Source organism: Variovorax sp. J22G73 (genome assembly GCF_030317035.1).
Classification (GTDB): domain Bacteria; phylum Pseudomonadota; class Gammaproteobacteria; order Burkholderiales; family Burkholderiaceae_C; genus Variovorax.
In genome coordinates this window covers 1-22,420 of record NZ_JASZYK010000011.1, presented here as the reverse complement: position 1 = coordinate 22,420, position 22,420 = coordinate 1, and the positions used below count along the sequence as shown (strand labels likewise).

Here is a 22,420-nt window from a genome sequence, read left to right as displayed (position 1 = left end):
GTATTTATCCCCGCAGAACGGATTTGCCAATGATCAGTTGTTGGACTTCCGTCGCGCCTTCGTAGATGCGCAGCGAACGGATGTCGCGGTAGAGGCTTTCAATCTTCGTGCCAACCTTCACGCCCAGGCCGCCGTGCATCTGCAGCGCCATGTCGATCACGCGGCTCGCGTTCTCGGTGGCGCACATCTTGGCCATGGCCGCGGCGGCAGACACATCGCCCACGGCGGGCGCGCCGCGCTGCTCGGCGTCGTCGCGCATCCATGCCGCGCGGTAGGTGAGCAGTGCGGCGCTGTCGATCAGCGCGGCCATCTCGCCGAGCTTGGCCTGCGTGAGCTGGAAGTCGGCAAGGGTCTGGCCGAACATGCGGCGGTTCTTCGCATGCGAGATGGCCTCTGCCAGTGCCCGGCGGCCCATGCCCAGTGCCGCTGCCGCAACCGACGCGCGAAAGATGTCGAGCGTGCGCATCGCCAGCTTGAAGCCGCCGTTGAGCTCGCCGAGCTGCGCGGTGCGCGGCACCACGCAGTTCTCGAAGCGCAGCGTGGCCAGCGGATGCGGCGCCATCACGTCGATGTGTTGCGAGGTGTCCAGGCCCGGCGTCGTCGCATCGACGATGAAGACGGTGATGCCGCGCGTGCCGCCGGTCGGATCGGTCTTCGCGAACACGCAATAGAAGTCGGCGATGCCGCCGTTGCTGATCCAGGTCTTCTCGCCGTTCAGCAGCCAGCCGTCGGCGGTGGCTTCGGCGCGCATGGCCATCGCAGCGACGTCGGAACCTGCGTCGGGCTCGCTCAGTGCGAAGGCCGCGATCTTCTCGCCCCTGCCGACGGCCGTGAGGTACCGCGATTGCTGCTCGGGCGTGCCAGCGAGCGTGATCGCGCCGCTGCCCAGCCCCTGCATGGCAAAGGCGAAGTCGGCCAGTGGCGAGTGGTAGCCGAGCGTTTCGCGCAGCAGCACGAGCGCGCGTGAATCGAGGCGCTCCAGCGCGCCACCTGCGCTGCCGGGCACGGCATAGCGCAGCCAGCCGCCGTCACCAAGGCGGCGCACCCATTCGCGGCAGGCCGCACGGTCGTCGTGCTCGTCGATCTCTTGCGCCGCGCACCAGGGCAGCAGGTCACGCGCGAGCGAGCGATGGGCCTCGTCGAAGAACGGCAGCGCGAGATGCGCCGTTGAAGGCGGTGCGGGGATCTTCGTCATCATCGCGTCAGTCCCCACCGAACACCGGCTTGCGCTTGGCCGCGAAGGCTTCGTACGCACGCTTGAAGTCTTCGGTCTGCATGCAGATGGCTTGCGCCTGCGCTTCGGATTCGATGGCCTGGTCGATGGTCATCGACCATTCCTGCGCGAGCATGGTCTTGGTCATGCCGTGCGCGAAGGTCGGGCCTTCGGCCAGGTCGCGCGCGACCTTGGTGGCGGCCTCGAGCAGCGCATCGCTTTCATGCAGCGCGTTGAAGAAGCCCCAGGCATGGCCTTCTTGCGCGGTCATGGCGCGGCCGGTGAACAGCAGCTCCGACGCACGCCCCTGGCCGATCACGCGCGGCAGCAGGGCGCACGCGCCCATGTCCGCACCGGCAAGGCCCACGCGCGTGAACAGGAACGCGGTGCGCGTGGCGGGCGAGCCGTAGCGCAGGTCGCAGGCCAGCGCGATCATTGCGCCGGCACCGGCGCACACGCCGTCGATGGCGCCAACGATGGGCTGCGGGCAGGCGCGAATGGCCTTCACCAGGTCGCCCGTCATGCGCGTGAACTCCAGCAGCTCGGGCATGCGCATGCCGGTGAGCGGGCCGATGATTTCGTGCACGTCGCCGCCCGAGCAGAAGTTGCCGCCCGCGCCGGTGACCACGATCACCTTCACGTCGGTCGCGTAGTTCAGCGCGCGGAACAGGTCGCGCAGCTCGGCGTACGAGTCGAAGGTGAGCGGGTTCTTGCGCTCGGGCCGGTTCAGCGTGATGGTGCCGATGCCGTTGTCGTAGCTCCATGCGAAGTGCTCGGCCTTGTAGGCTGCCTTCGCTTCGAATTGCGCGCGCATGGGATTGCCTGCGCCGATGTAGTGCTTCATTCGGTCTCCGCCATCGATTGGTTGTGTGAGTGTTGCTTGACCTTGCCGAGCAGCTTGTGCAGCTGCGCGATCTCCTTGGTGCTGAGGCCCGAGAAGGCCCCGACGATCCAGTCTTCGTGCTGTTGCGCCATGTCGTTGAAGAGCTTGCGTCCGCGCGGCGTGAGGCGCACGCGCCAGGCGCGCCGGTCGCCCTCGACGTTGATGCGCTCCACCAGCCCTTCGGTCACCAGCTGGTCGGTGATGCCGGTGACGTTGCCGCCCGTGACCATCATGCGGCGCGAGAGCTCGTTCATCTTCAGGCCGTCGGGCGAGCGCTCGAGTTGCGACATCAGGTCGAAGCGCGGCAGCGTGGTGGTGAACTGCGAGCGCAGTTCGTTGCGCACCTGCTTCTCGATCAGCTGGGTGCAGGTGAGCAGCCGCAGCCAGAGCCGCAAAGCTTCGGGGTGTTCGCTGTGCGCGCGCGCTTCGAGGTCCATGTCAATGCGTCTCCTCGCTGTTGGCTGCGGCGGCCGATGCGGTGGCCGCGGCGATCTGCTGTTGCTTGGCGATCTCGCGGTACATCTGGTCGCGCCCGCTCAGGTACTGCTTGGGCCAGTCCACATAACGGCTCTGCAGCTTGGCCGCTTCGTGCAGCGTCCATGCCGGGTCGGCCAGGTGCGGGCGCGCGATGGCGCACAGGTCGGCGCGGCCGGCCGCGATGATGCTGTTGGCCTGGTCGGCGTCGGTGATGGCGCCCACGGCAATGGTCGCGATGCCGACCTCGTTGCGGATGCGGTCGGAGAACGGCGTCTGGTACATGCGGCCGTACACCGGCTTGGCCGCGCGCGTGGTCTGGCCCGACGACACGTCGATGAAGTCGGCGCCGGCCTCCTTGAACAGGCGCGCGACCACGGTCGCGTCGGCGTCGGTGTTGCCGCCGGGGGCCCAGTCGTGCGCGGAGATGCGTACGCTCATCGGTTTGTCTTCCGGCCACGCGGCGCGCATGGCGCGGAACACTTCGAGCGGGTAGCGGCAGCGCGCCTCGATGTCGCCGCCGTATTCGTCGGTGCGCAGGTTGGTCAGCGGGCTGATGAAGGCCGACAGCAGGTAGCCGTGCGCGCAATGCAGCTCGAGCCAGTCGAAGCCTGCCTCCAGGGTGCGGCGGGTGGCGTCCACGAACTGCTCGCGCAGCGTGTCCATCTCGGCGCGCGTGATGGCCGCGGGCAACTGGTTCTGTTCGCCGTAGGGCACGGCGCTGGCGCCCAGCAGCGGCCAGTTGCCGTCTTCCAGCGGCTCGTCGGTGCCTTCCCAGCCCACGCGGGTGGAACCCTTGGGGCCGCTGTGGCCGAGCTGCATGGCGATCCTGGCGCTGGACTGCGTGTGTACGAAATCGACGATGCGCTTGAAGGCCGCTTGCTGCGCGTCGTTGTACAGGCCGGTGCAGGCCGGGGTGATGCGGCCTTCGGGCGTCGGGCTCGTCATTTCGACGAACACCATCGCGGCGCCGCCGAGCGCGCGCGCGCCCAGGTGCACCAGCAGGAAGTCTTGCGGCACGCCGTCGACCGCGCTGTAGGTGGCCATCGGCGACACCAGGATGCGGTTCTTGAGCGTGAGCCCGCGCACCTTGTAGGGCATGAGCATGGGCGGCATCGCCTTGCCGCCGGCCAGCCACTGTTCGTAGCCGCCGAGCCATTGCGTGTCGCGCACGCGCAGGTTCTCGTGGCTGATGCGCTGCGAGCGCGTGAGCAGCGAGTAAGCGAACTGCTCGATCTGCATGCCCGTGTAGCGCGGCACGTTCTCGAACCACTCGGTGGAGTTGCGCGCGGCGTTCTGGATCTTCAGCACCTCGACGCTGCGGCGCGCCTCGTAGCCTTCGAGCACATGGTCGAGCGTGCCGCCCTGCTCGAATTCATTGGCCAGGTCGATCGCGTCTTCCAGCGCCAGCTTGGTGCCCGAGCCGATGGAGAAGTGCGCCGTGTGCGCGGCGTCGCCCATCAGCACCACGGGCACCGAGCGGCCTTCCACATCGATGCGGTGCGTCCAGCGCTCGCACACCACGCGCGGAAAACGAATCCAGTTGGCCGAGCCGCGCAGGTGCGTGGCGTTGCTGATGAGCGAGTGGCCGCCCAGGTACTTGGAGAACAGCTTCTCGCAGAAGGCGATGGCCTCGGGCTGCTCCATCTGGTCGAGCCCGTGGGCCTTCCACACGGCCTCGGGCGTCTCCACGATGAAGGTCGAGGTCTGGTCGTCGAACTGGTAGGCGTGCGCCTGGAACCAGCCGTGCTCGGTCTGTTCGAAGGCGAAGGTGAAGGCATCGAAGGTCTGGTGCGTGCCCAGCCACACGAAGCGGCATTCGCGCAGGTCGACGTCGGGCTTGAACACCTCGGCGTAGCGCTGGCGGATGCGGCTGTTCAGGCCGTCGCTGGCAATGACCAGGTCGGCGTTGTACCTGGCGGCAATGGCCTGGTCGTCGGTGGCGTCGGTCTCGAAGACCAGGTCCACGCCCAGCTCGAGGCAACGCTCCTGCAGGATGTTCAGCAGCCGCTTGCGGCCGATGCCGCAGAAGCCGTGGCCGCCCGAGCGCACCTGGCCGCCCTTGAAGAACACCTGGATGTCGTCCCAGTGATGGAACTCGTTGCCGATGAGCGCGGCGGTGGGGCCGTCGGCGGCGCGCAGGTTGCCCAGCGTCTGGTCGCTCAGCACCACGCCCCAGCCGAAGGTGTCGAAGGGGCGGTTGCGCTCGACCACCGTGATCTGCAGCGCCGGGTTGCGCGCCTTCATCAACAGGGCGAAGTACAGGCCTGCCGGCCCGCCGCCGATGCACAGGATGCGTTGGAGGTCCGAGGCGGGGGCGGGTTTGACCGTGCTGAGGCTGTTCATGGTTGAATAGTTTAGGCATAAACAATCTGCTGTCAATGAGGATTGGTAACGGGGGCCGGCAAGGGGGCGGTACCCCGCGTCGGCAGGGCAACCCATGCACGAACTGTGAAAAATCAATACCATGGGCCCCATGCAAAACTTGATACCGAAGATCGAGTCGCAGCTGGCTTCGCTGCCTGTCCCCATCGCGCTGGAACTGCCGGATGGCCGGCGTGTTGCCCAGGCGGGGGCCCGCGTCACGCTGGCCTTCAAGGAGTGGACGGTGCTCGCCAAGCTGGCGGCCCGGCAGGTCGGGGCCATCGGGGAGGCCTACGTCGAGGGCAAGGTGCAGATCGAAGGCGCCATGCGCGACCTGATCGACGCCACCGTGGGTTTGCTGCCGGGCAACCCGGCCGAGACCGACACCAGCTGGTGGAGCCGCCTGCAGCATCGCGCCAAGTCGCGCGGCTCGCATTCGCTGCGCAAGGACGCCGCGCAGATCGAGTTCCACTACGACGTGTCCGACGACTTCTACGCGCTGTGGCTCGACCCGCGCCGCGTGTATTCATGCGCCTACTTCCGCACCCCCGAGCTCACGCTGGCCCAGGCGCAGGAAGCCAAGCTCGACCACATCTGCCGCAAGCTGATGCTCAAACCCGGCGAGCGGTACCTGGACATCGGCTCCGGCTGGGGCGGCCTGCTGCTGTGGGCGGCCGAGCACTACGGCGTGGACGCCACCGGCATCACGCTGTCGAAGAACCAGCACGCGCACGTGCAGCGGCTCATCGAGGAAAAGGGCCTGCAGGGCCGCGTGCGCGTGGAGCTGCGCGACTACCGCGAGCTGCCCGACGCCCAGCCCTTCGACAAGATCTCCTCCGTGGGCATGTTCGAGCACGTGGGCGCGGCCAACATGCCGACCTACTTCCGCAAGATCCACAAGCTGCTCAAGCCGGGCGGGCTGGTGCTCAACCACGGCATCACCTCGGGCGAGCTCAACTACCGGCAGCTGGGCGCCGGCATGGGCGACTTCATCGAGAAGTACATCTTTCCGGGCGGCGAGCTGCTGCACGTGACGCACGTGCTGCGCGAAACCGCCGCCGCGGGGCTGGAGATGGTCGACACCGAAAGCCTGCGCCCGCACTACGCGCGCACGCTGTGGGCCTGGTCGGACGCGCTGGAGGCGCAGCTGGGCGCGGCGCTGGAAGTGCTGCAGCGCAGCGGCGGGCGCCAGGGCGAGAACGCCGAGCGCGTGCTGCGCGCCTACCGCCTGTACCTGGCCGGATCGGCCATGAGTTTCGAGCAGGGATGGATCTCCTTGCACCAGATGTTGTCGACAAAGCCTGACGGCAACGTAGGGCGCGCAGGCGTCTTGCGGGGCGCGCAATCGGAGTACCCTTTTGCCCGTGACTACATCTACAAGTGAGTGAAAAACACCATGCTCTACCGTTTCCAGTCCCGGGCTTCCGCTGATTTCGTGATGCTCGAAGTGCATGCGCGCCAACTGCTCGACATCGTCGGCAAGTCGGTCGCGCCCCAAGGCATCATCACGGTCGACCAGATCCCCGGCGCCATCTCGGCGCTTGAGGCCGCGCTGGCCCGCGAGGGCAGCAACGCCCACAACCACGACGACTACGCCGTCGAAGGCCACGCCAACGACGCCGAGAAGCAGCATGTAGGACTGCACCAGCGTGCAGCCCCCCTGCTTCACATGCTCAAGGACTCCCTGGCCGAGAAGAAGGACGTGACCTGGAAGACCTGAGCTTCCGCTTCAGTCGACCTTCGCGCCGGAGTCCTTCACCACCTTCGCCCACTTCACGTGCTCGCTCGCAATGAGCTTGGTGAAGTCGGCGGGTGAGTTGCCGCTGGGCAGCGCGCCTTGCGCGAGCATCTTTTCCTTGATGGCCGGCGTGCCCAGCGACTTGGCCACTTCCTGCTGAATGCGGTTGACGATCTCGGGCGAGGTGCCGGCCGGCGCCAGCAGCCCGAACCACGAGCTCGCCTCGAAGCCCTTGAGCGTCGGGCCCCCCACCTCTTCCACCGTCGGAACGTCCGGCAGCGCAGGCGAACGCTGCGCGCTGGTCACGGCCAGCGCCGTGAGCTTGCCGGCCTTGATCTGCGCCATCGACGAGGGCAGGTTGTCGAACATCACGTCGGCGTTGCCGCCCACCATGTCCAGCAGCGCCGGGCCCGAGCCCTTGTACGGAATGTGCGCCATGAAGGTGCCCGTCATGCTCTTGAACAGCTCGCCCGCCAGGTGGATGGAGGTGCCGCTGCCGCTGGACGCCATGTTCAGCTTGCCGGGGTTGGCCTTGGCGTACTTGATGAAGTCCTGCACGTTGTGGATGTTCGCCGCCTTGGCCTTGTCGGCGTTCATTTCCATCACGTTGGGCACGGCGGCCACCAGCGTGATCGGCACGAAGTCCTTGATCGGGTCGAAGGGCAGCTTGGGGTACAGCGCGCGGTTGATGCCGTGCGTGCCCACCGTGCCCATGAGCAGCGTGTAGCCGTCGTTGGGGGCGCGCGCCACCAGCTCGGCGCCCACGTTGCCGCCGGCGCCCGCGCGGTTGTCCACGATGAACTGCTGGCCGAAGGCCTTCGAGAGTTCGGGCGCCACGGCGCGCGCCAGGATGTCGGTGGTGCCGCCAGCCGCGAAGGGCACGACGATGCGCACGGGCTTGGTCGGCCAGGTGGCCTGGGCCCACGAGGGCGCCGCCAGCACGGTGAGGGCGGTAGCGATGGAAGTGGCCAGCGCGGTGCGGCGGCTCGATGCGAATGAGGAAGAAGTCATGCGCGCGTTTGTACAGGGGCGCGCCGCGGGCGTCGCGAGTGAAAACCCCGTGAACCCGCGGGGCGGCAAGTCGGTGCGATAGCTCGGCGCGGTGCCGCGCGTCAGTCCACCTGCATGCGCTGCGCGAAGCGCTCGGCGCGAAAGCGCTCCAGCACGAAGTCGATGAACACGCGCGTCTTCGGCGGCAGCAGCTTCTTGCTCGGGTAGTAGAGCCACACCGCGCCCGTGTCCTGGTACCACTCGGGCAGCAACCGCACCAGCTCGCCGGTGCGCAGCCCGCGCTCCACGAAAGGCATCGGCAGCATCGCCACGCCCAGCCCCATCAGCGCGGCGTCCGCGATGGCCTGGGGGTCGTTGAAGATCGCGCGCGGGTGCGGCAGCTCGACGGTGGCTTGCTCGCCGCCGCTCCTGGCTTCCCGCAGCGTCCAGCTGCGCAGCCGGCCGGTGGGCGACGAGCGGCGCAGCAGCGTGTCGAGCAGGGTCAGCTCCGACGGGTGGCGCGGCTTCTTGCGCCCCTTCATGTACGCCGGCGAAGCCACCGCCACCACGTGGATGCGCGACAGCTCGCGCGCCACCAGGCCGGCCGACAGCTCGATGCCGCCGCCGATGGCCGCGTCGAAGCCTTCGCCCACCAGGTCGACCTGCTGGTTGTCGAAGTGCCAGTCCGGCAGGATGGCCGGGTAGCGCGCCAGGAAGTCACCCATCATCGGCAGCACATGCTCGCGTCCGAAGGCCTGGCCCATGCTCACCTTGAGCGTGCCGGCCGGGCGCCCGTCGTCGGTGTCGATGCCGGCCACCGCCTCATGCAGGGTGGCCAGCGCGCCGCCGACCTGCGCCAGGAAGCGCTCGCCGCCCTCGGTGAGCGTCAGGCGGCGCGTGCTGCGCTGGAACAGCCGCACGCCCAGCCGCGCCTCCAGCCGCGCCACGTTCTTGCTGACCGCAGCTGGCGTCAGCCCCAGCCGCCGCGCCGCCGCCGAGAAGCTGCCGCCCTCGGCGCTCTGCACGAAGGACTCCAGGTGATTGAGTGGTTCCATGGCCGGATTGTCTCGCGCATCTTCAACTTCCAGTTGAATTTGATTGCGCGGATTGATGGCTACCGGCAGGGGAATGAAAGGCGGAAACTGCGTCCATTCCTCCACTACATCGAACGGAAAACATCATGGCTTCCACCACTGCAACCACCTCTTCTTCGACATCGTCCGCCGTGCTGGCCGGCAAGGTCGCCTTCGTCACCGGCGGCTCGCGCGGCATCGGCGCGGCCATCGTCCGGCGCCTGGCGCGCGACGGCGCGGCCGTGGCCTTCAGCTACAGCAACGCCCAGGCCACCGCCGACGAACTGGCCCGCGCCATCGAGGCCGAAGGCGGCCGCGCGCTGGCGCTGAAGATCGACAGCGCCGACGCCGACGCGCTCAAGGCCGGCATCGACCAGGCCGCCAGGCACTTCGGCGGGCGCATCGACATCCTGGTGAACAACGCCGGCGTGCTGCACCTCGGCCCCATCGACCAGTTCACGCTGGCCGACTTCGACCGCACCCTGGCGGTGAACGTGCGCGCCGTGTTCGTCGCCATCCAGGCCGCGCTGTCGCACATGGGCACGGGCGGGCGCATCGTGAACATCAGCAGCACCAACGCCGAGCGCATGCCCTTCGCCGGCGGCGGCGTGTACGCCATGAGCAAGTCGGCGCTGACCGGCCTGGTGCAGGGCCTGGCGCGCGACCTGGGCCCGCGCGGCATCACCATCAACAACGTGCAGCCCGGCCCGGTCGACACCGACATGAACCCCGCCAACGGCCCGATGGCCTCGACCATGCACACCTTCATGGCCATCGACCGCCACGGCCACGCCGATGAAATCGCCGGCATGGTCGCCTACCTGGCCAGCCCGGAAGCGGCCTTCGTGACCGGCGCCGGCCTGAACATCGACGGCGGCTTCGCAGCCTGAAGCTGCGCCTTCCCCCCTTTGGGGGAAGGTTGGCTTGGCGGCAGGCAGCGCTCGCTCGGTGGCACGACGCTGCCGAGCGCCGAGCGCCGAGCGCCGAGGGCTTCAGGGCCGCCCTGACACCGACAGGATCAGCTTGTCCAGCGTCTTCCCCAGCCCGGCGAGTTCATCGGCATCGACGCCCGCGAACAGCGCCGCCTCGCGCTCCCGCCCCAGCGCACCCACCGTCTCGTGCAACGCCTTGCCGGCCGCCGTCAGGTAGAGCCGGCTGCGGCGCTGGTCGGTCGGGTCTTCGTGGCGCTGCACGCGCTTGTGGCGCTTCAGGCCGGCCAGCGCGCGGCTCACGGCCATCTTGTCCAGGCCGGTCTGGTCGGCCACCTGCGTGGCGGTCAGCCCCGGTTGCGCGCCCAGGACGGCCATGGCGCGCCACTCGTTCAGCGTGAGCTGGTGCTCTCGGCCCACGCGCTCGTGGAACGGCCGTGCCGTCAGGTTCACCACCCGCACCAGCTTGAAGAAGAGCGGGTCCATGCGAAAAAGCCCTGGCCGCTCAGCTCAGCTCAGCTCAGTTCAGCTCGCGAGCTTCTTCGCCGCCGCCACGATGGCCTCCACCCCCACGCGCGACTGCGCCTCCAGCACCGGCGCATAGCCCACCGGAATGCGCGGCGCGCCCAGCCGCGCCACGCGGCAGCCCGTGGCTTCGGCCGCGCTCGCCGCAATCTCCGCGCCGAAGCCCGCCGCCTGCACCGCCTCGTGCACCACCAGCAACCGGCCGGTGCGCCCGCACGACGACAGCACCGTCTCGCGGTCCCAGGGCCACAGCGTGCGCAGGTCGATCAGGTCGACCGCCACGCCTTCGGCCGCCAGCGCGTCGCAGGCGGCCGCGCAGGCCTGCATCTGCCGGCTCCAGCTCACCAGCGTGAGCGCGTTGCCTTCGCGCACGCGCGCCGCCTTGCCCAGCGGCACGTCGACGCCCTCGTCCACCTCGCCGCGCACGCCCCACAGCGTCTTGTGCTCGATGTAGACCACCGGGTCGCCGCACTGCAGCGCCGCGCGCAGCAGGCCGTGGTTGTCCTGCGGGGTCGACGGGCACACCACCACCATGCCCGGCAGGTGCGCGAACCAGGCCTCCAGCGACTGCGAATGCTGCGCCGCCGAGGCGTCCCAGATGCCGCCGGGCATGCGCGCCACCAGCGGCACGCGGCCCTGGCCGCCGAACATGAAGCGGTTCTTGGCCGCCTGGTTCACCAGCTCGTCCATGCCGCACAGCGCGAAGTCGACCACGCGCATCTCCACCACCGGGCGCAGCCCCGCCAGCGCCATGCCCACGCCGGCGCCCATGATCGCGGCCTCGCTGATCGGCGTGTCGATCACGCGCTCGGGGCCGAAGTGCTGCTGCAGCCCCTTGTACTGGCCGAAGATGCCGCCGCGGCCCACGTCTTCGCCCAGCACCACCACGCGCGGGTCGGCTTCCATCTCGCGCTGCAGGGCGAGCACGGCGGCTTCCGAATAGCTCAGGTCTTTTTTCATCGAGGTCTTCGCTTGCGTGGTTTCCGGGGTCAGTGCCATTGGCCCGCGCCGGTGGTCTGCACGTCGGTGAAGGCGGCGCCGGCGTCGGGCCAGGGCGCCGCGTCGGCGATGGCCAGCGCGGTGTCGACCTCGTCGCGCGCCGCGTTCTCGATGGCGTCCAGCGTTGTCGCGGCAACGCCCTGGGTCAGCAGCCGGTCGCGCGCCCGCGCGATCGGGTCGGTCTGCAGCGCCGCCGCCAGTTCGGCCGGGTCGCGGTACGCCGCGAGGTCGACCGACACATGCCCCTTCACCCGGTACGTGAGCGCGTGCAGCAGGCGCGGCCCGCTGCCGGCGCGCACCTCGGCCACCAGGCGGGCCGCGGCCTCGTGCACCGCGAACACGTCGTTGCCGTCGACCTGCGTGGCCGCGATGTCCATGGCCTCGGCGCGCGCCGAGGCGCCGTCGCCCGCCGTCATCGGGCCGCTGGCGGTGGTCGCGCTCCAGCGGTTGTCCTCGCAAACGAACAGCACGGGCAGCTGGTACACGCGCGCCCAGTTCAGCGCCTCGAGAAAGGGCCCGCGGTTGATGGCGCCATCGCCGAAGAAGCACACCGTGATGTCGTCCGACTGCTTCAGCAGCTTCTGCGCATGCGCCGCGCCCACCGCGATCGGCAGGCCCGCCGCCACCACGCCGTTGGCGCCGAGCATGCCGACCGAGAAGTCCGCGATGTGCATCGAGCCGCCCTTGCCGCCGTTGAAGCCGGTGGCCTTGCCGAACAGCTCGCACATCATCCGCGCGAGGTCCGCGCCCTTGGCCAGCGTGTGGCCGTGGCCGCGGTGGGTGGAGGTGAGGTAGTCGGCGGCGCGCAGGTGCGCGCACACGCCGGCAGGCACCGCCTCCTGCCCCGTGGAGAGGTGCAGCGGCCCGCGCACCTTGGCGGCGCCCGCCGCCTGCTGCCCATAGGCGCTCACGCCGCCCTGGCTGGCCGCCTCCGCGGCGTTCTCGAACGCGCGGATGCGAACCATGACGCGGTAGAGCGCTTCCGCGGCGTTGCCATGGGCGCTCTGCAGGTCGAGTGGGGTGGGGCGAGGGGTCGGGTCCATCTTGTCTCCAGGGCCCTTGGAATGGGCGCTCTGGAAAAAATCGTATCAAGCGAGACGGAATCGACGTACCGGGCTAACCCTTCGCATCGGCACGGCCTGACTGTGCCGCGCTGCGGGCCGTTCGACCCGCCTTTCTGGCTCCCTGGCTTGCCGCCTTCTTTCTTAGTTATTCTTCTTATTTAAGTTAGTAGTAGTAGATAAGGGTAAACCCCTGCTGTGGACAGTGTGCTTTTCTCGTTGCGTGACAACGAGTTGCGGCACCTGTACCACTGTGCGTACCTCTGCTTTCAGGGTTGTCTCGAAAAAGGAACAACTTCAGGGTGGCCGCTGCCACTGTGGATAACCGTGCCCTTGTGCCGGAACTGTCCCCAGAGTTTTCCCGGGCGTGCGAGGGCCTTGCGATGGAAGATATGATGCGTATACGTTTCATATATAAAAAATCTCCATGGGCATCGTCAAGATTTCAGACCTCATGCACGAGAACCTGCGTGTCGCAGGCAACGCGCTAAGCCGTTCCATCAACGCGCAGGCCGAGCACTGGATGCGCATCGGCATGCTGGCCGAGCTGCACCCCGCGCTCGACCACCGGGAGATCTGCCAGGTGCTGATCCGCGCCGAGCAGGCCGGCGGCTTCGACCTGGCGACCATCTCGGCATCGCTGTCGTCGCTGGCCGCGCCAGCGCTTTCAACGCCATCCGCAACCTCCGCGACGTCCGCGCCTTCGCCGCGCACCGCCCGCAAGGCCGGAGCCCCCGCGTGAGCGCGGGCACCACGGGCAGCGGCGGCGTCAAGCTCAGGTCGCCCGCCGAAATCGCCATGGCGCGCACGGCCGGCGGCCTTGCTGCCGAGGTGCTCGCCATGATCGGCGAACACGTCAAGCCAGGCGTTACCACCGAGGCGCTCGACCGCATCTGCCACGACCACATCGTGAAGGTGCAGGGCGCCATTCCGGCCAACATCGGCTACCACGGCTTTCCCAAGACCGTGTGCACCTCGGTCAACCACGTGATCTGCCACGGCATTCCGTCGGCCAAGGAAACGCTGAAGGCCGGCGACATCGTCAACATCGACGTGGCCGTCATCAAGGACGGCTGGTTCGGCGACTGCAGCCGCATGTACTTCGTGGGCGAGCCCAGCGCGCTGGCGCGCCGGCTGGTCGACACCACCTACGAGGCCATGCGCGCCGGCATCCGGCAGGTGCGCCCGGGCGCCACGCTGGGCGACGTGGGCTACGCCATTCAGAAGGTGGCGCACCGCGAGAACTTCACCGTCGTGCGCGAGTACTGCGGCCACGGCATCGGGCAGGTCTACCACGACGAGCCGCAGGTGCTGCACTACGGCCAGCCCGGCCAGGGCCTGCGGCTGGAGGCGGGCATGGTCTTCACCATCGAGCCGATGGTCAACGCCGGGCGGCGCGAGACCAAGGAAATGGCCGACGGCTGGACCGTGGTCACGCGCGACCGCTCGCTGTCGGCGCAGTGGGAGCACATGGTCGCGGTGACGCCCACGGGCTTCGAGCTGCTCACGCCCTGGCCCGAAGGCACGGGGCACTACCCAGCCATCGTCTGAGCGCGCTGGCGGCCTGAATCCCTAGGAACGCCCGGCACGCCGGGCATGCCGGGCGCCGTGCCGACTGCGGTCGGTGCCCCCGGCAGCAGGCTGCTCGGCGTCACGCCGAACGCGTTCCGGAACGCCCGCGAGAAGTGCGACAGGTCGTTGAAGCCGCACTGCAGCGCCGCCTGCGACACCTGGTGCACACGGCCCTCTTCGAGCACGCGAAAGGCGGCATCGAGCCGCCGCTTCCACACGTGGTGCATGACGGTGGTGCCGTGCGTGGCGAACACCCGCGCCAGCGTGCGCGGCGACAGGTGCACCGCCGCCGCGATGCCGTCGCTGTCGAGTTCGCTGTCGTCGAGGTGGGCGTCGATGTACTGGCTGGCGCGCTGGTAGGCCGAGCCGTAGCGCGAGCCCTGGGCGCCGTCGGTGCCCTGGCCGTCCTGCATTTCCATGGCCGCGCTCAGCGTGTCGAGAAAGGCGCCCGCCAGCCGCGCGCCGGCGGCGCCCGGGATGCAGCTGGCGGAATAGTCGAAGGCTTCCTCCGCCATGCGCATCAGCAGCGTGGCCATCGAGCGGCCTTCGGCAATGCGCACCGTGGCCATCGATTCGGCCCGCGCGAAGCGCGACAGCAGCTGCTGGCGCGGCATGCGCACCAGCAGCGCCGAGGCCGGCGCCAGGTGGTGCACGAAGGGGCGCGCCGCGTCGTACAGCACGATGTCCCCGGGGCGCACCTGCACCTCGCGCCCGCCTTGCTGCAGCAGGGCCGAGCCTTCCTGCATCAGCACCGCGACCAGGTCTTCCTCGGGCGCCACGCGCACGTGGTGGGGCGTGCGGTCGAAGGTGTGCGGCTGCGAGCTCATGCGGCACAGCGTGAGGTTGCCCAGCGTGTGGCCCGTGAGCGAGCCTTGGAAGTCGCCCGCATGGCTGAACTTGCCGGCTGCCGGAATCAGGCGCTTGCAGACCGATTCCGCCCAGTAGTCGAGCCGGCGGGGCCCGGAAACATCCGCTGTCGAATAGTTGAAGTGCATGGGTGCCTCACGAGAAAACATGGGCCCTGAGCCGGACGCTGGCTGCTGCGGGTGCGACCTGTTGCAGCAGCAAAAAATGTACCAATGGCAGGGGCCACGGCGGCTCGATTGGAGCCTTGCGGGCGGGCGCTGTCGACAGGGAATTCCCTTCGCCCGAGCTGCCGTGCCAACGATTGCCGCGGCGGTCGGTGCCGGGGGCCTATCGCGTCCCCGAACGCCTGCGCGTCGCCCGCGTCCGACGCCAGCGACAGCCAAACCTGCATACCCGTGCAGGACAACGCCGCGTCCCGCGTTTGAGCCCTCCGGCGGGCAAATGCCTGTGGCATCGTCGCTCCCCTATCGCGCCAAATCGCTGGCGCGCACCGACACCGCACAGTTCAGCAGCAGGAGCACACCATGATCAAGATCGGCATCGTCGACGACCACGCCGTCGTCCGCACAGGCCTCAAGGCGTTCTTCTCCACCTTCGTCGATTTCCGCGTGGTCGGCGAAGCCGCCACCGGCCGCGAGGCCATCGACCTGGTGCGCACCGCCGACATCGACGTGCTCGTCATGGACCTCTCGATGCCGGGGCAGAGCGGCATCGACGCGCTGGCCATGGTGCGCGCCAAGGCGCCTGACCTGGGCGTGCTCATCCTGAGCGGCTACCCCGAGGAGCACTACGCGGTGAACCTGATCCGCCAGGGCGCGTCGGGCTACCTGAACAAGGAGTGCGAGCCCGAAGAAATCGCCAAGGCCATCCGCACCGTGGCGCTGGGCCGCCGCTACATCTCGCCCTCGGTGGCCGAGCTGCTGGCCGGCCAGCTGGAGCGCAAGGACAACGCGCCGCCGCACAAGCACCTGTCGGAGCGCGAGTTCCAGGTGTTCCTGAAGCTGGCCAAGGGCGAGTCGGTGGGCGCCATCGGCGAGGCGCTGTCGCTGTCGGTGAAGACCATCAGCACCTACCGCACGCGCCTGATGGAAAAGATGAACCTGTCCACCAACAGCGACCTGACGTACTACGCGATCAAGACGCAGCTGATCGACTGACCGGCGGCCCGCACACCCATGCGCTTCGCGTCCTGACGTGCGCCACCGAGGGACGCTCAAGGCAGTCGTCTGGACCTTCGTCCTGACGCTGGCCGCCACGCTGCTGGTGCTGAACTTCACCAGCGGCGAGAAGAAGCTCGACGAGCAGGTCAAGCGCGAGTACGCGCTGCACGACGCCCAGTACCAGCGCGCGCTGGGCGTGATGCTCGGGCCGCCCATCACCGGCGGCAACCGCTTCGAGGCGCTGCAGAACGGCGACCGCATCTTTCCGCCCATGCTCGCGGCCATTCGCGGCGCCAGGCAGAGCATCACCTTCGAGACCTACATCTACTGGTCGGGCGACATCGGCCGCACCTTTGCCGACGCGCTTTCCGAGCGGGCGCGCGCGGGCGTGAAGGTGCACGTGCTGCTCGACTGGGTGGGCAGCGCCAAGGTCGACGGCGACTTCATCCGCGAGATGGAAGCCGCCGGCGTGGAGATCCGCAAGTTCCACAAGCCCAGCTGGTACGACATCGCCCGCATGAACAACCGCACCCACCGCAAGCTGCTGGTGGTCGACGGGCGCACCGGCTTCACCGGCGGCGTGGGCATCGCGCCCGAATGGACCGGCCACGCGCAGGACGCGGACCACTGGCGCGACTCGCACTACAAGGTCGAAGGCCCGGTGGTGGCGCAGATGCAGGCCGTGTTCATGGACAACTGGGTGAAGGTGTCGGGCGACGTGCTGCACGGCGAGCTCTACTTTCCGCCCATTCCTTCCATGGGCGACGGCCGCGCCCAGGTGTTCAGCAGCTCGCCCTCGGGCGGCAGCGAGAGCATGCACCTGATGTACCTGCTGTCGATTGCGGCGGCCAGCAAGACCATCGACCTGTCGAGCGCCTATTTCGTGCCCGACGACCTCACCGTGGGCGCGCTGGTGGCGGCCATGAAGCGCGGCGTGCGGCTGCGCATCATCACGCCGGGCCCGATCATCGATTCGCAGACCGTGCGCGGCGCCTCGCGCGCGGCCTGGGGCCCGCTGCTGGAAGCCGGCGCCGAGATCAGCGAATACCAGCCGACCATGTTCCATTGCAAGGTCTTCACGGTCGACGGGCTGCTGGTGTCGGTGGGCTCCACCAACTTCGACAACCGCTCGTTCCGCCTGAACGACGAGGCCAACCTGAACATCTACGACGAGGCCTTCGCCGCCGAGCAGACGGTGCAGTTCGAGGCCGACCTGCGGCAGTCGAAGCGCCTCACGTACGAGGCCTGGAAGGACCGCCCCCTGCACGAGAAGGCGATGGAGCACCTGGCGGCGCTGCTGTCGTCGCAGCTCTAGCTGGCGGAGCCGCCTGGCTGCCTGAGCGGTCTAGCTGCCGGAACGGTCTAGCTGCTCCGCGGCCGGCAGGCCGCTCGCACGATGCGCGCGGTCGGGTTGGGCTTCATGTCGCGGAACGCCACGGGCTTGGGTGCGTCGGCGTAGTCTGCAATGTGGTGCGGCTCGCCCTGCCACAGCGGCTCGATGTAGAAGCGCGCGGCCACGTAGCTGGCGCGGCGCGACTGGCAGTCGAACACCACGCGCGATTCGTAGGAGCGGTAGGCAATGCCGTCCCAGTTGAAGCGCGGGCCCGAGCGGTTCACGCGCAGGTTCATTTCCTTGGAGCTTTCCGCGAGCACCACCTTGTCGGGGTCGACCTGCACGGTGTCCGCCCCCTTGTCCAGGGGATCGCCCACCACCGTGAACCAGCCGGGCTGCGCGTGCGCCACGCAGCCGACCATGCCGATCGCCATCAACCAGTGCCTCACAACCGTGACTCCCCAAAAAGCCAAAAAAAGGCCGGCGGGAAAAATCCGGGCCGGTCGCTGAAACACGAATTTACAGCCAACGTGGCGCGGCGCCTGTCGGACTGCACCCAAGGCCCCGTGTCGAACAGGTGGTTTGAAACGCAAGTGATCGGCAAACTACGGGCGTGACGACCCACTCTTCTCTGTCCTCTTCTCTGTCCTCTTCTCTTTCCATTTCCGTGGCGCCCGGCGTCGCCGTGTCCGCGCTCGCGGTGTCGCCGTCCGCGCCCGATGCCTGCCTGGTGCTCGCGCACGGCGCCGGCGCGGGCATGGCGCACCCCTTCATGCAGGCCGTGGCCGAGGGCCTCGCGCAGCGGCGCATCGCCACGCTGCGCTACCAGTTTCCCTACATGGAACAGGGCAAGAAGCGCACGGACGCGCCCGCGCTGGCGCATGCCACGGTGCGCGCGGCGGTGGCTTGCGCGGCGGCGCGCTTCGATGGGGTGCGGCTCTTCGCAGGCGGCAAGTCCTTCGGCGGCCGCATGACGTCGCAGGCCCAGGCGCTGGCGCCCTTGCCCGGCGTGCAAGGGCTGGTGTTCCTGGGTTTTCCGCTTCACCCGGCGGGCGCGCCCGCGGCAGCCGCCACGCGCGCCGCGCACCTGCAGGAGGTCGACGTGCCGATGCTCTTCGTGCACGGCCCGCGCGACGCGCTGGCCGAACCCGCCGAATTCGATGCCACCACGCAGGCGCTGGGCCCGCTGGCCACCGTGCTGGACATCGACGGCGCGGACCACTCGTTCCACGTGCTCAAGCGCTCCGGGCGCAGCGACGAGGAAGCGCTGGACGAACTGCTCGACGGCATCGCCGTGTGGACGCAGGCCTGGGCCATCGGCTGAGGCGAATGCCCTGGAGGGTGGCGGAACGAGGTCGTCCTCGAGGTCGTCCTTCGCCTACGCCCGGTTGCCCGATGGGACGACGCCGCGGCGCCGCGAAGCTTCGGACCATGGGTCTTCGGTCAGCCGCAAAGCGCCAATGCAACACAACACGGCATCACAGCGCGGCTGACGCCTCCAACCCGGTCCTGTCGCACAGACAGGCAATGAAAGGACACCTTCCATGGCTTACAACGACATCACCAACGACACCCTCGCCACCGGTCCCGTGCTCGCCAACGGCGACGTGGTCGACGTGCTGAACGACCTGCTGGAAAACTCCCGCGACGGTGAATACGGCTTTCGCGCCTGCGCCGACGAAGTGAAGAGCCCGGCCGCCAAGCAGCTCTTCGCCAGCCGCGCCGAGCAATGCAAGAAGGCCGAGGCCGAACTCATCGCGCTCATCACCGCCTATGGCGGTACGCCGGCCGACGGTGGCACCGCCAGCGGCGCGCTGCACCGCGGCTGGGTGCATGTGAAGGGCTCGCTGGGCGTGAACAGCGAACTGTCGATCCTCGAATCGTGCGAACGTGGCGAAGACACTGCGGTGGCCCGTTATCGCAAGGCCCTGAAGCAGAGCCTGCCGGCCGACGTGCGCAGCGTGATCTCGCTGCAGGCCGAAGGCGCGCAACGCAACCACGACCAGATCCGCGACCTGCGCAATGCTGCGCGTGCACGCGACTAAGTGAATGCGAAGACCGCCAGGCCCGCGAGCCTGGCGGTCGCAGCGTTCAGGAGAAGGCCGGGACCCCCCGGCCTTTTTCACGTGCGAGCGCCGCGCGTTCGCCGGGGTAGCGCACGCGCTGCAGTTCCTCGAAGCCCTTCTGCGTCACCGCGAGCACCTGCACCACGCGCAGGCCGGGCATCTTCGCGATGTCGGCGGCCGACGGCACCAGCGCGAGCACCAGGCCCGCGGCGCGCAGCTTCAACACCGCATCGACGTCCTTCGACGAGGACATCACCAGGGGCAGCCGCGAGGCGGCAATCTGCTGGAGCATTTCGGTGGACATGGTGGCTTCCTTCTTTTGTGTTGGGGGACAGCAGCGCGGGGCGCATGGACAGGTGCGGGCCACGGTACCGGACGACACGAAACATACCGGCGCCACTTCGGCCTGCGCGTAGGACCTTGCGCATCCGCGCGCAGGCCGAGCGCGCGCCACGCGGCGAGTGCGCACCGCAAGCAAGCGCGCTTGCGGGAATTCCCCGATGCCCAGCGCCGCGCCGCGATGGGATAGTTAGTTCGCCCTTCAAACTAACTAATTTCTTACACCGTTGACCGCTGCGGGGCGCACCAACATTGGAGAGACATCGATGCAACTGAAACACACCCTGGCCGCCATGGCCTTCGGCCTCACCGCCGTGGGCGCGATGGCGCAGACCGTGGTCGGCGTGAGCTGGTCCAACTTTCAGGAAGAGCGCTGGAAGACCGACGAGGCCGCCATCAAGGCCCAGCTGGAGAAGCTCGGCGCCAAGTACATCAGTGCCGATGCGGGCGGCTCGCCCGAGAAGCAGCTCGGCGACATCGAGGGCCTGATGTCCAAGGGCGCCAAGGCGCTCATCGTGCTGGCGATGGACAAGGACGCCATTCTTCCCGCCGTGACCAAGGCCACGCGCCAGAAGGTGCCCGTGGTGGCGTACGACCGGCTCATCGAGGCGCCGGGCGTGTTCTACATCACCTTCGACAACGTCGAGGTCGGCCGCATGGAAGCGCGCGAGGTGCTCAAGGTCAAGCCCAAGGGCAACTACGTGATCATCAAGGGCTCGCCCAGCGACCCCAACGCCGACTTCCTGCGCGCGGGCCAGCAAGAGGTTCTGGCCGACGCGGTGAAGAAGGGCGACATCAAGATCGTGGGCGACGAATACACCGAAGGCTGGAAGCCCGAGGTCGCGCAGAAGAACATGGAGCAGATCCTCACCAAGAACGGCAACAAGGTCGACGCGGTGGTGGCGGCCAACGACGGCACGGCCGGCGGCGCGGTGGCCGCGCTCACGGCCAAGGGCCTGCGCGGCATTCCGGTGTCGGGGCAGGACGCGGACTTTGCCGCGCTCAACCGCATCGCGCTGGGCACGCAGACCGCGACCATCTTCAAGGACTCGCGCGAGCTCGGCCGCGAAGCCGCCATCGCGGCCGTCGCCATGTCGCAGGGCAAGCCGGTCGACAAGGCCGCGACCTGGGCCAGCGGCCCGAAGAAGGTCTCGCTGCAATCGCGCCTGCTCACGCCCGTGCCCGTCACGCGCGACAACCTCGACGTGGTGGTCAAGGCCGGCTGGATCAAGAAAGACGAGCTCTGCAAGGGCGTGAGCGGCGCGAGCGCGCCCGCGGCCTGCAAGTAACGCAACCCGGCGCGCCGCCTCGTTCAAGCAACGCAACGGCGCGCCCTCCATTCCCGCAACACGGCATCCGGCCGGCCCGCAAGGCGCCCGGCGGGTGGCCGGTTGCGCACCTGTAGTCCAGAGGGGTTAGACAAATGAGCGATCCAACACCGGGGTGGTGGCGCCGCACGGGCATCGACCTGCGGCTCATCTTGATGTGCGTGCTGCTGGTCGCCATGGCCGTGGCGTTCAGCGTGATGTCGGGCGGCGTGTTTCTCTCGCCCGAGAACCTCTACAACGTGGCCCAGCAGACGGCCGTGGTGGGCATCGTCTCGACGGTGATGGTGCTGGTGATCGTGGCGCGCCACATCGACCTGTCGGTGGGCTCGGTGATGGGCTTCGTGGGCGTGCTCATCGCGTACCTGCAGTACACCTCGGGCTGGTCGTGGCCCACGGCCTGCCTCGCGGGGCTGGCGGTGGCGCTGCTGGTGTCCATCTACCAGGGCTGGCTCACGGCGGTGCTCGGCGTGCCTTCGTTCGTGGTCACGCTGGGCGGGCTGATGTCGTTTCGCGGCGCGGCCTTCCTGGTGGCCGACGGCAAGACGCAGCCGGTGAACGACGAGTTCTTCCAGCGCCTGGGCGGCGGCTACGACGGTGGCATCGGCGTGACCGCGAGCTGGGTGATTGCGGGGCTGGTCACGCTGGTGCTGTTCGCGCGCATGTTCCAGAAGCGCGCGGCGCGCGCGCGCCACGAAATGCCCAACGAGCCGCTGTGGCTGGAGCTGCTGCTCACGGCCGTGCCGGCGGCGGTGGTGATTGCCTTCGCGGCGGTCATGAACCACTACAAGATCGATTCGAAGGACGCACCGCAGGGCATTCCGATCCCGGTGCTGATCTGGGCGGTGGTGGCCATCGTGCTGTCGTTCATCGTGCACCGCACGCGCTTCGGCCGCTATGTGTTCGCGATGGGCGGCAACCCGGATGCGGCGGCGCTGGTGGGCATTCCGGTGAAGCGCGTCACGCTGATGCTGTTCGCGTTGCTGGCGGTGCTGGTGACCATCGCGGCCATCGTGTCGATCGCGCGGCTCAACGCGGGCACCAACTCGCTGGGCACGGGCATGGAGCTGTACGTGATTGCGGCGGCCGTCATCGGCGGCACGGCGCTGGCGGGCGGCAGCGGCTCGATCTTCGGTTCGGTGCTGGGGGCGCTCATCATGCAATCGCTGGACAGCGGCATGCTGCTGCTGGACGTGCCCATCGGCAAGCGCATGGTCATCATCGGCCAGGTGCTGATCGTGGCGGTGGTGTTCGACGTGCTGTACCGGCGCAAGTTCGGGGAGAACTGAGGCATGCACGGTTGTTCTTCTTCTTTTGGTTCTGTGTTCGAGGTGCGCTGTTCAGGGCGGTCTCGCGCCGACGCGGTACCTCTTTTCTCGAATGTCCCCCGGCCTTCGGCCTCCTCCTTTTACCGGGACTTCTCCAATCCGCAAGCGGCGGTGCGAGTTTGGTTTTTCAATAGGCGGTATTGGCTGCGTCAAGGTGAGGGCCAAGCTGCAATAGAACCAG

At 68.4% G+C, this 22,420-nt stretch carries 23 protein-coding genes; 11 read left to right on the top strand and 12 right to left on the bottom strand.

The features are described from left to right. Window positions 1-4: 4 nt before the first annotated feature. The 4 genes from QTI51_RS29575 to QTI51_RS29560 are packed head-to-tail and all read right to left on the bottom strand — an operon-like array spanning window position 5 to window position 4,916. Window positions 5-1,198, bottom strand: a complete 1,194-nt coding sequence (locus QTI51_RS29575; RefSeq protein WP_116910274.1) for an acyl-CoA dehydrogenase family protein — start codon at window positions 1,196-1,198, stop codon at window positions 5-7. Between the two features lie 4 nt (window positions 1,199-1,202). Beyond that, window positions 1,203-2,057, bottom strand: coding sequence for an enoyl-CoA hydratase family protein (locus QTI51_RS29570; protein ID WP_116910273.1), 855 nt, complete (start codon window positions 2,055-2,057; stop codon window positions 1,203-1,205). Then, the gene (locus QTI51_RS29565) at window positions 2,054-2,533 is read right to left on the bottom strand and encodes a MarR family winged helix-turn-helix transcriptional regulator (RefSeq protein ID WP_116910272.1); all 480 of its coding nucleotides are present in this window, start codon (window positions 2,531-2,533) and stop codon (window positions 2,054-2,056) included. The genes QTI51_RS29570 and QTI51_RS29565 overlap by 4 nt, the downstream gene beginning before the upstream one ends. A 1-nt stretch (window position 2,534) precedes the next feature. Continuing rightward, complete coding sequence (locus QTI51_RS29560; RefSeq protein ID WP_116910271.1) at window positions 2,535-4,916, bottom strand: bifunctional salicylyl-CoA 5-hydroxylase/oxidoreductase; 2,382 nt, start codon at window positions 4,914-4,916, stop codon at window positions 2,535-2,537. Window positions 4,917-5,046: 130 nt separating this feature from the next. On the opposite strand from QTI51_RS29560, the gene QTI51_RS29555 reads away from it, so the two are divergent. Beyond that, window positions 5,047-6,318 (top strand): class I SAM-dependent methyltransferase, encoded by a 1,272-nt coding sequence (locus QTI51_RS29555; protein WP_116910496.1) that lies wholly within the window; start codon window positions 5,047-5,049, stop codon window positions 6,316-6,318. Between the two features lie 12 nt (window positions 6,319-6,330). Next, entirely contained in the window at window positions 6,331-6,654 is a 324-nt protein-coding gene (locus tag QTI51_RS29550; RefSeq protein ID WP_116910497.1) for a DUF1840 domain-containing protein, read from the top strand. Window positions 6,655-6,663: 9 nt separating this feature from the next. Here the strand turns inward: QTI51_RS29550 and QTI51_RS29545 are convergent, their stop codons facing one another. Then, window positions 6,664-7,683: a Bug family tripartite tricarboxylate transporter substrate binding protein gene (locus tag QTI51_RS29545; RefSeq protein WP_116910270.1), complete on the bottom strand. Its 1,020-nt coding sequence runs from the start codon at window positions 7,681-7,683 to the stop codon at window positions 6,664-6,666. 101 nt (window positions 7,684-7,784) lie between these two features. Further along, window positions 7,785-8,717 (bottom strand): LysR family transcriptional regulator, encoded by a 933-nt coding sequence (locus tag QTI51_RS29540; RefSeq protein ID WP_286517098.1) that lies wholly within the window; start codon window positions 8,715-8,717, stop codon window positions 7,785-7,787. A 125-nt stretch (window positions 8,718-8,842) separates the two neighbouring features. On the opposite strand from QTI51_RS29540, the gene QTI51_RS29535 reads away from it, so the two are divergent. Next, window positions 8,843-9,625, top strand: coding sequence for an SDR family oxidoreductase (locus QTI51_RS29535; protein ID WP_286517097.1), 783 nt, complete (start codon window positions 8,843-8,845; stop codon window positions 9,623-9,625). Window positions 9,626-9,727: 102 nt separating this feature from the next. Here the strand turns inward: QTI51_RS29535 and QTI51_RS29530 are convergent, their stop codons facing one another. From QTI51_RS29530 to QTI51_RS29520, 3 genes are read right to left on the bottom strand one after another with little or no spacing between them, the layout of a single operon-like run. Further along, the gene (locus QTI51_RS29530; RefSeq protein ID WP_116910267.1) at window positions 9,728-10,150 is read right to left on the bottom strand and encodes a MarR family winged helix-turn-helix transcriptional regulator; all 423 of its coding nucleotides are present in this window, start codon (window positions 10,148-10,150) and stop codon (window positions 9,728-9,730) included. A gap of 39 nt (window positions 10,151-10,189) precedes the next feature. Beyond that, window positions 10,190-11,188, bottom strand: coding sequence for an alpha-ketoacid dehydrogenase subunit beta (locus QTI51_RS29525; protein ID WP_503011554.1), 999 nt, complete (start codon window positions 11,186-11,188; stop codon window positions 10,190-10,192). Continuing rightward, window positions 11,179-12,153, bottom strand: coding sequence for a thiamine pyrophosphate-dependent dehydrogenase E1 component subunit alpha (locus QTI51_RS29520; protein WP_116910494.1), 975 nt, complete (start codon window positions 12,151-12,153; stop codon window positions 11,179-11,181). Before QTI51_RS29520 ends, QTI51_RS29525 begins: the two co-directional genes overlap by 10 nt. A gap of 523 nt (window positions 12,154-12,676) precedes the next feature. Between QTI51_RS29520 and QTI51_RS29515 the strand changes: the two genes are divergently transcribed. Next, complete coding sequence (locus QTI51_RS29515; RefSeq protein ID WP_286517096.1) at window positions 12,677-12,991, top strand: ParD-like family protein; 315 nt, start codon at window positions 12,677-12,679, stop codon at window positions 12,989-12,991. Next, window positions 12,988-13,800 carry a type I methionyl aminopeptidase gene (gene map, locus QTI51_RS29510; RefSeq protein WP_286517095.1) on the top strand — a complete coding sequence of 271 codons (813 nt, stop codon included), beginning with the start codon at window positions 12,988-12,990 and terminating at the stop codon, window positions 13,798-13,800. The genes QTI51_RS29515 and map overlap by 4 nt, the downstream gene beginning before the upstream one ends. Here map and QTI51_RS29505 read toward each other — a convergent pair. Further along, window positions 13,782-14,816: an AraC-like ligand-binding domain-containing protein gene (locus QTI51_RS29505; RefSeq protein WP_165840358.1), complete on the bottom strand. Its 1,035-nt coding sequence runs from the start codon at window positions 14,814-14,816 to the stop codon at window positions 13,782-13,784. The genes map and QTI51_RS29505 overlap by 19 nt on opposite strands. A gap of 396 nt (window positions 14,817-15,212) precedes the next feature. On the opposite strand from QTI51_RS29505, the gene QTI51_RS29500 reads away from it, so the two are divergent. Together QTI51_RS29500 and QTI51_RS29495 are read left to right on the top strand one after the other, a co-directional pair. Next, the gene (locus tag QTI51_RS29500; protein WP_116910264.1) at window positions 15,213-15,845 is read left to right on the top strand and encodes a response regulator; all 633 of its coding nucleotides are present in this window, start codon (window positions 15,213-15,215) and stop codon (window positions 15,843-15,845) included. A 37-nt stretch (window positions 15,846-15,882) separates the two neighbouring features. Further along, a complete protein-coding gene (locus tag QTI51_RS29495) occupies window positions 15,883-17,163 on the top strand; it encodes a phospholipase D-like domain-containing protein (protein WP_116910263.1) in 1,281 nt (426 codons plus the stop codon). Window positions 17,164-17,210: 47 nt separating this feature from the next. Here QTI51_RS29495 and QTI51_RS29490 read toward each other — a convergent pair whose 3' ends face one another. Next, entirely contained in the window at window positions 17,211-17,615 is a 405-nt protein-coding gene (locus QTI51_RS29490; RefSeq protein ID WP_116910262.1) for a surface-adhesin E family protein, read from the bottom strand. A gap of 233 nt (window positions 17,616-17,848) precedes the next feature. On the opposite strand from QTI51_RS29490, the gene QTI51_RS29485 reads away from it, so the two are divergent. Continuing rightward, the gene (locus QTI51_RS29485) at window positions 17,849-18,505 is read left to right on the top strand and encodes an alpha/beta hydrolase family protein (RefSeq protein WP_286517094.1); all 657 of its coding nucleotides are present in this window, start codon (window positions 17,849-17,851) and stop codon (window positions 18,503-18,505) included. 220 nt (window positions 18,506-18,725) lie between these two features. Then, the gene (locus QTI51_RS29480; RefSeq protein WP_116910261.1) at window positions 18,726-19,226 is read left to right on the top strand and encodes a ferritin-like domain-containing protein; all 501 of its coding nucleotides are present in this window, start codon (window positions 18,726-18,728) and stop codon (window positions 19,224-19,226) included. 46 nt (window positions 19,227-19,272) lie between these two features. Here the strand turns inward: QTI51_RS29480 and QTI51_RS29475 are convergent, their stop codons facing one another. Then, window positions 19,273-19,551 carry a hypothetical protein gene (locus QTI51_RS29475; RefSeq protein ID WP_116910260.1) on the bottom strand — a complete coding sequence of 93 codons (279 nt, stop codon included), beginning with the start codon at window positions 19,549-19,551 and terminating at the stop codon, window positions 19,273-19,275. Between the two features lie 301 nt (window positions 19,552-19,852). Between QTI51_RS29475 and xylF the strand changes: the two genes are divergently transcribed. Then, window positions 19,853-20,875: a D-xylose ABC transporter substrate-binding protein gene (gene xylF / locus QTI51_RS29470; protein WP_116910259.1), complete on the top strand. Its 1,023-nt coding sequence runs from the start codon at window positions 19,853-19,855 to the stop codon at window positions 20,873-20,875. 134 nt (window positions 20,876-21,009) lie between these two features. Continuing rightward, window positions 21,010-22,200: a sugar ABC transporter permease gene (locus tag QTI51_RS29465; protein WP_116910258.1), complete on the top strand. Its 1,191-nt coding sequence runs from the start codon at window positions 21,010-21,012 to the stop codon at window positions 22,198-22,200. Window positions 22,201-22,420: the final 220 nt, after the last annotated feature.

Excerpts from the sequence above, each read along its gene's own strand:
- QTI51_RS29575 (WP_116910274.1), bottom strand. The coding sequence starts at position 1,198 with ATGATGACGAAGATCCCCGCACCGCCTTCAACGGCGCATCTCGCGCTG.
- QTI51_RS29570 (WP_116910273.1), bottom strand. The coding sequence starts at position 2,057 with ATGAAGCACTACATCGGCGCAGGCAATCCCATGCGCGCGCAATTCGAA.
- QTI51_RS29565 (WP_116910272.1), bottom strand. The coding sequence starts at position 2,533 with ATGGACCTCGAAGCGCGCGCGCACAGCGAACACCCCGAAGCTTTGCGG.
- QTI51_RS29560 (WP_116910271.1), bottom strand. The coding sequence starts at position 4,916 with ATGAACAGCCTCAGCACGGTCAAACCCGCCCCCGCCTCGGACCTCCAA.
- QTI51_RS29555 (WP_116910496.1), top strand. The coding sequence starts at position 5,047 with ATGCAAAACTTGATACCGAAGATCGAGTCGCAGCTGGCTTCGCTGCCT.
- QTI51_RS29550 (WP_116910497.1), top strand. The coding sequence starts at position 6,331 with ATGCTCTACCGTTTCCAGTCCCGGGCTTCCGCTGATTTCGTGATGCTC.
- QTI51_RS29545 (WP_116910270.1), bottom strand. The coding sequence starts at position 7,683 with ATGACTTCTTCCTCATTCGCATCGAGCCGCCGCACCGCGCTGGCCACT.
- QTI51_RS29540 (WP_286517098.1), bottom strand. The coding sequence starts at position 8,717 with ATGGAACCACTCAATCACCTGGAGTCCTTCGTGCAGAGCGCCGAGGGC.
- QTI51_RS29535 (WP_286517097.1), top strand. The coding sequence starts at position 8,843 with ATGGCTTCCACCACTGCAACCACCTCTTCTTCGACATCGTCCGCCGTG.
- QTI51_RS29530 (WP_116910267.1), bottom strand. The coding sequence starts at position 10,150 with ATGGACCCGCTCTTCTTCAAGCTGGTGCGGGTGGTGAACCTGACGGCA.
- QTI51_RS29525 (WP_503011554.1), bottom strand. The coding sequence starts at position 11,188 with ATGGCACTGACCCCGGAAACCACGCAAGCGAAGACCTCGATGAAAAAA.
- QTI51_RS29520 (WP_116910494.1), bottom strand. The coding sequence starts at position 12,153 with ATGGTTCGCATCCGCGCGTTCGAGAACGCCGCGGAGGCGGCCAGCCAG.
- QTI51_RS29515 (WP_286517096.1), top strand. The coding sequence starts at position 12,677 with ATGGGCATCGTCAAGATTTCAGACCTCATGCACGAGAACCTGCGTGTC.
- QTI51_RS29505 (WP_165840358.1), bottom strand. The coding sequence starts at position 14,816 with ATGCACTTCAACTATTCGACAGCGGATGTTTCCGGGCCCCGCCGGCTC.
- QTI51_RS29500 (WP_116910264.1), top strand. The coding sequence starts at position 15,213 with ATGATCAAGATCGGCATCGTCGACGACCACGCCGTCGTCCGCACAGGC.
- QTI51_RS29490 (WP_116910262.1), bottom strand. The coding sequence starts at position 17,615 with ATGGCGATCGGCATGGTCGGCTGCGTGGCGCACGCGCAGCCCGGCTGG.
- QTI51_RS29480 (WP_116910261.1), top strand. The coding sequence starts at position 18,726 with ATGGCTTACAACGACATCACCAACGACACCCTCGCCACCGGTCCCGTG.
- QTI51_RS29475 (WP_116910260.1), bottom strand. The coding sequence starts at position 19,551 with ATGTCCACCGAAATGCTCCAGCAGATTGCCGCCTCGCGGCTGCCCCTG.
- xylF (WP_116910259.1), top strand. The coding sequence starts at position 19,853 with ATGCAACTGAAACACACCCTGGCCGCCATGGCCTTCGGCCTCACCGCC.
- QTI51_RS29465 (WP_116910258.1), top strand. The coding sequence starts at position 21,010 with ATGAGCGATCCAACACCGGGGTGGTGGCGCCGCACGGGCATCGACCTG.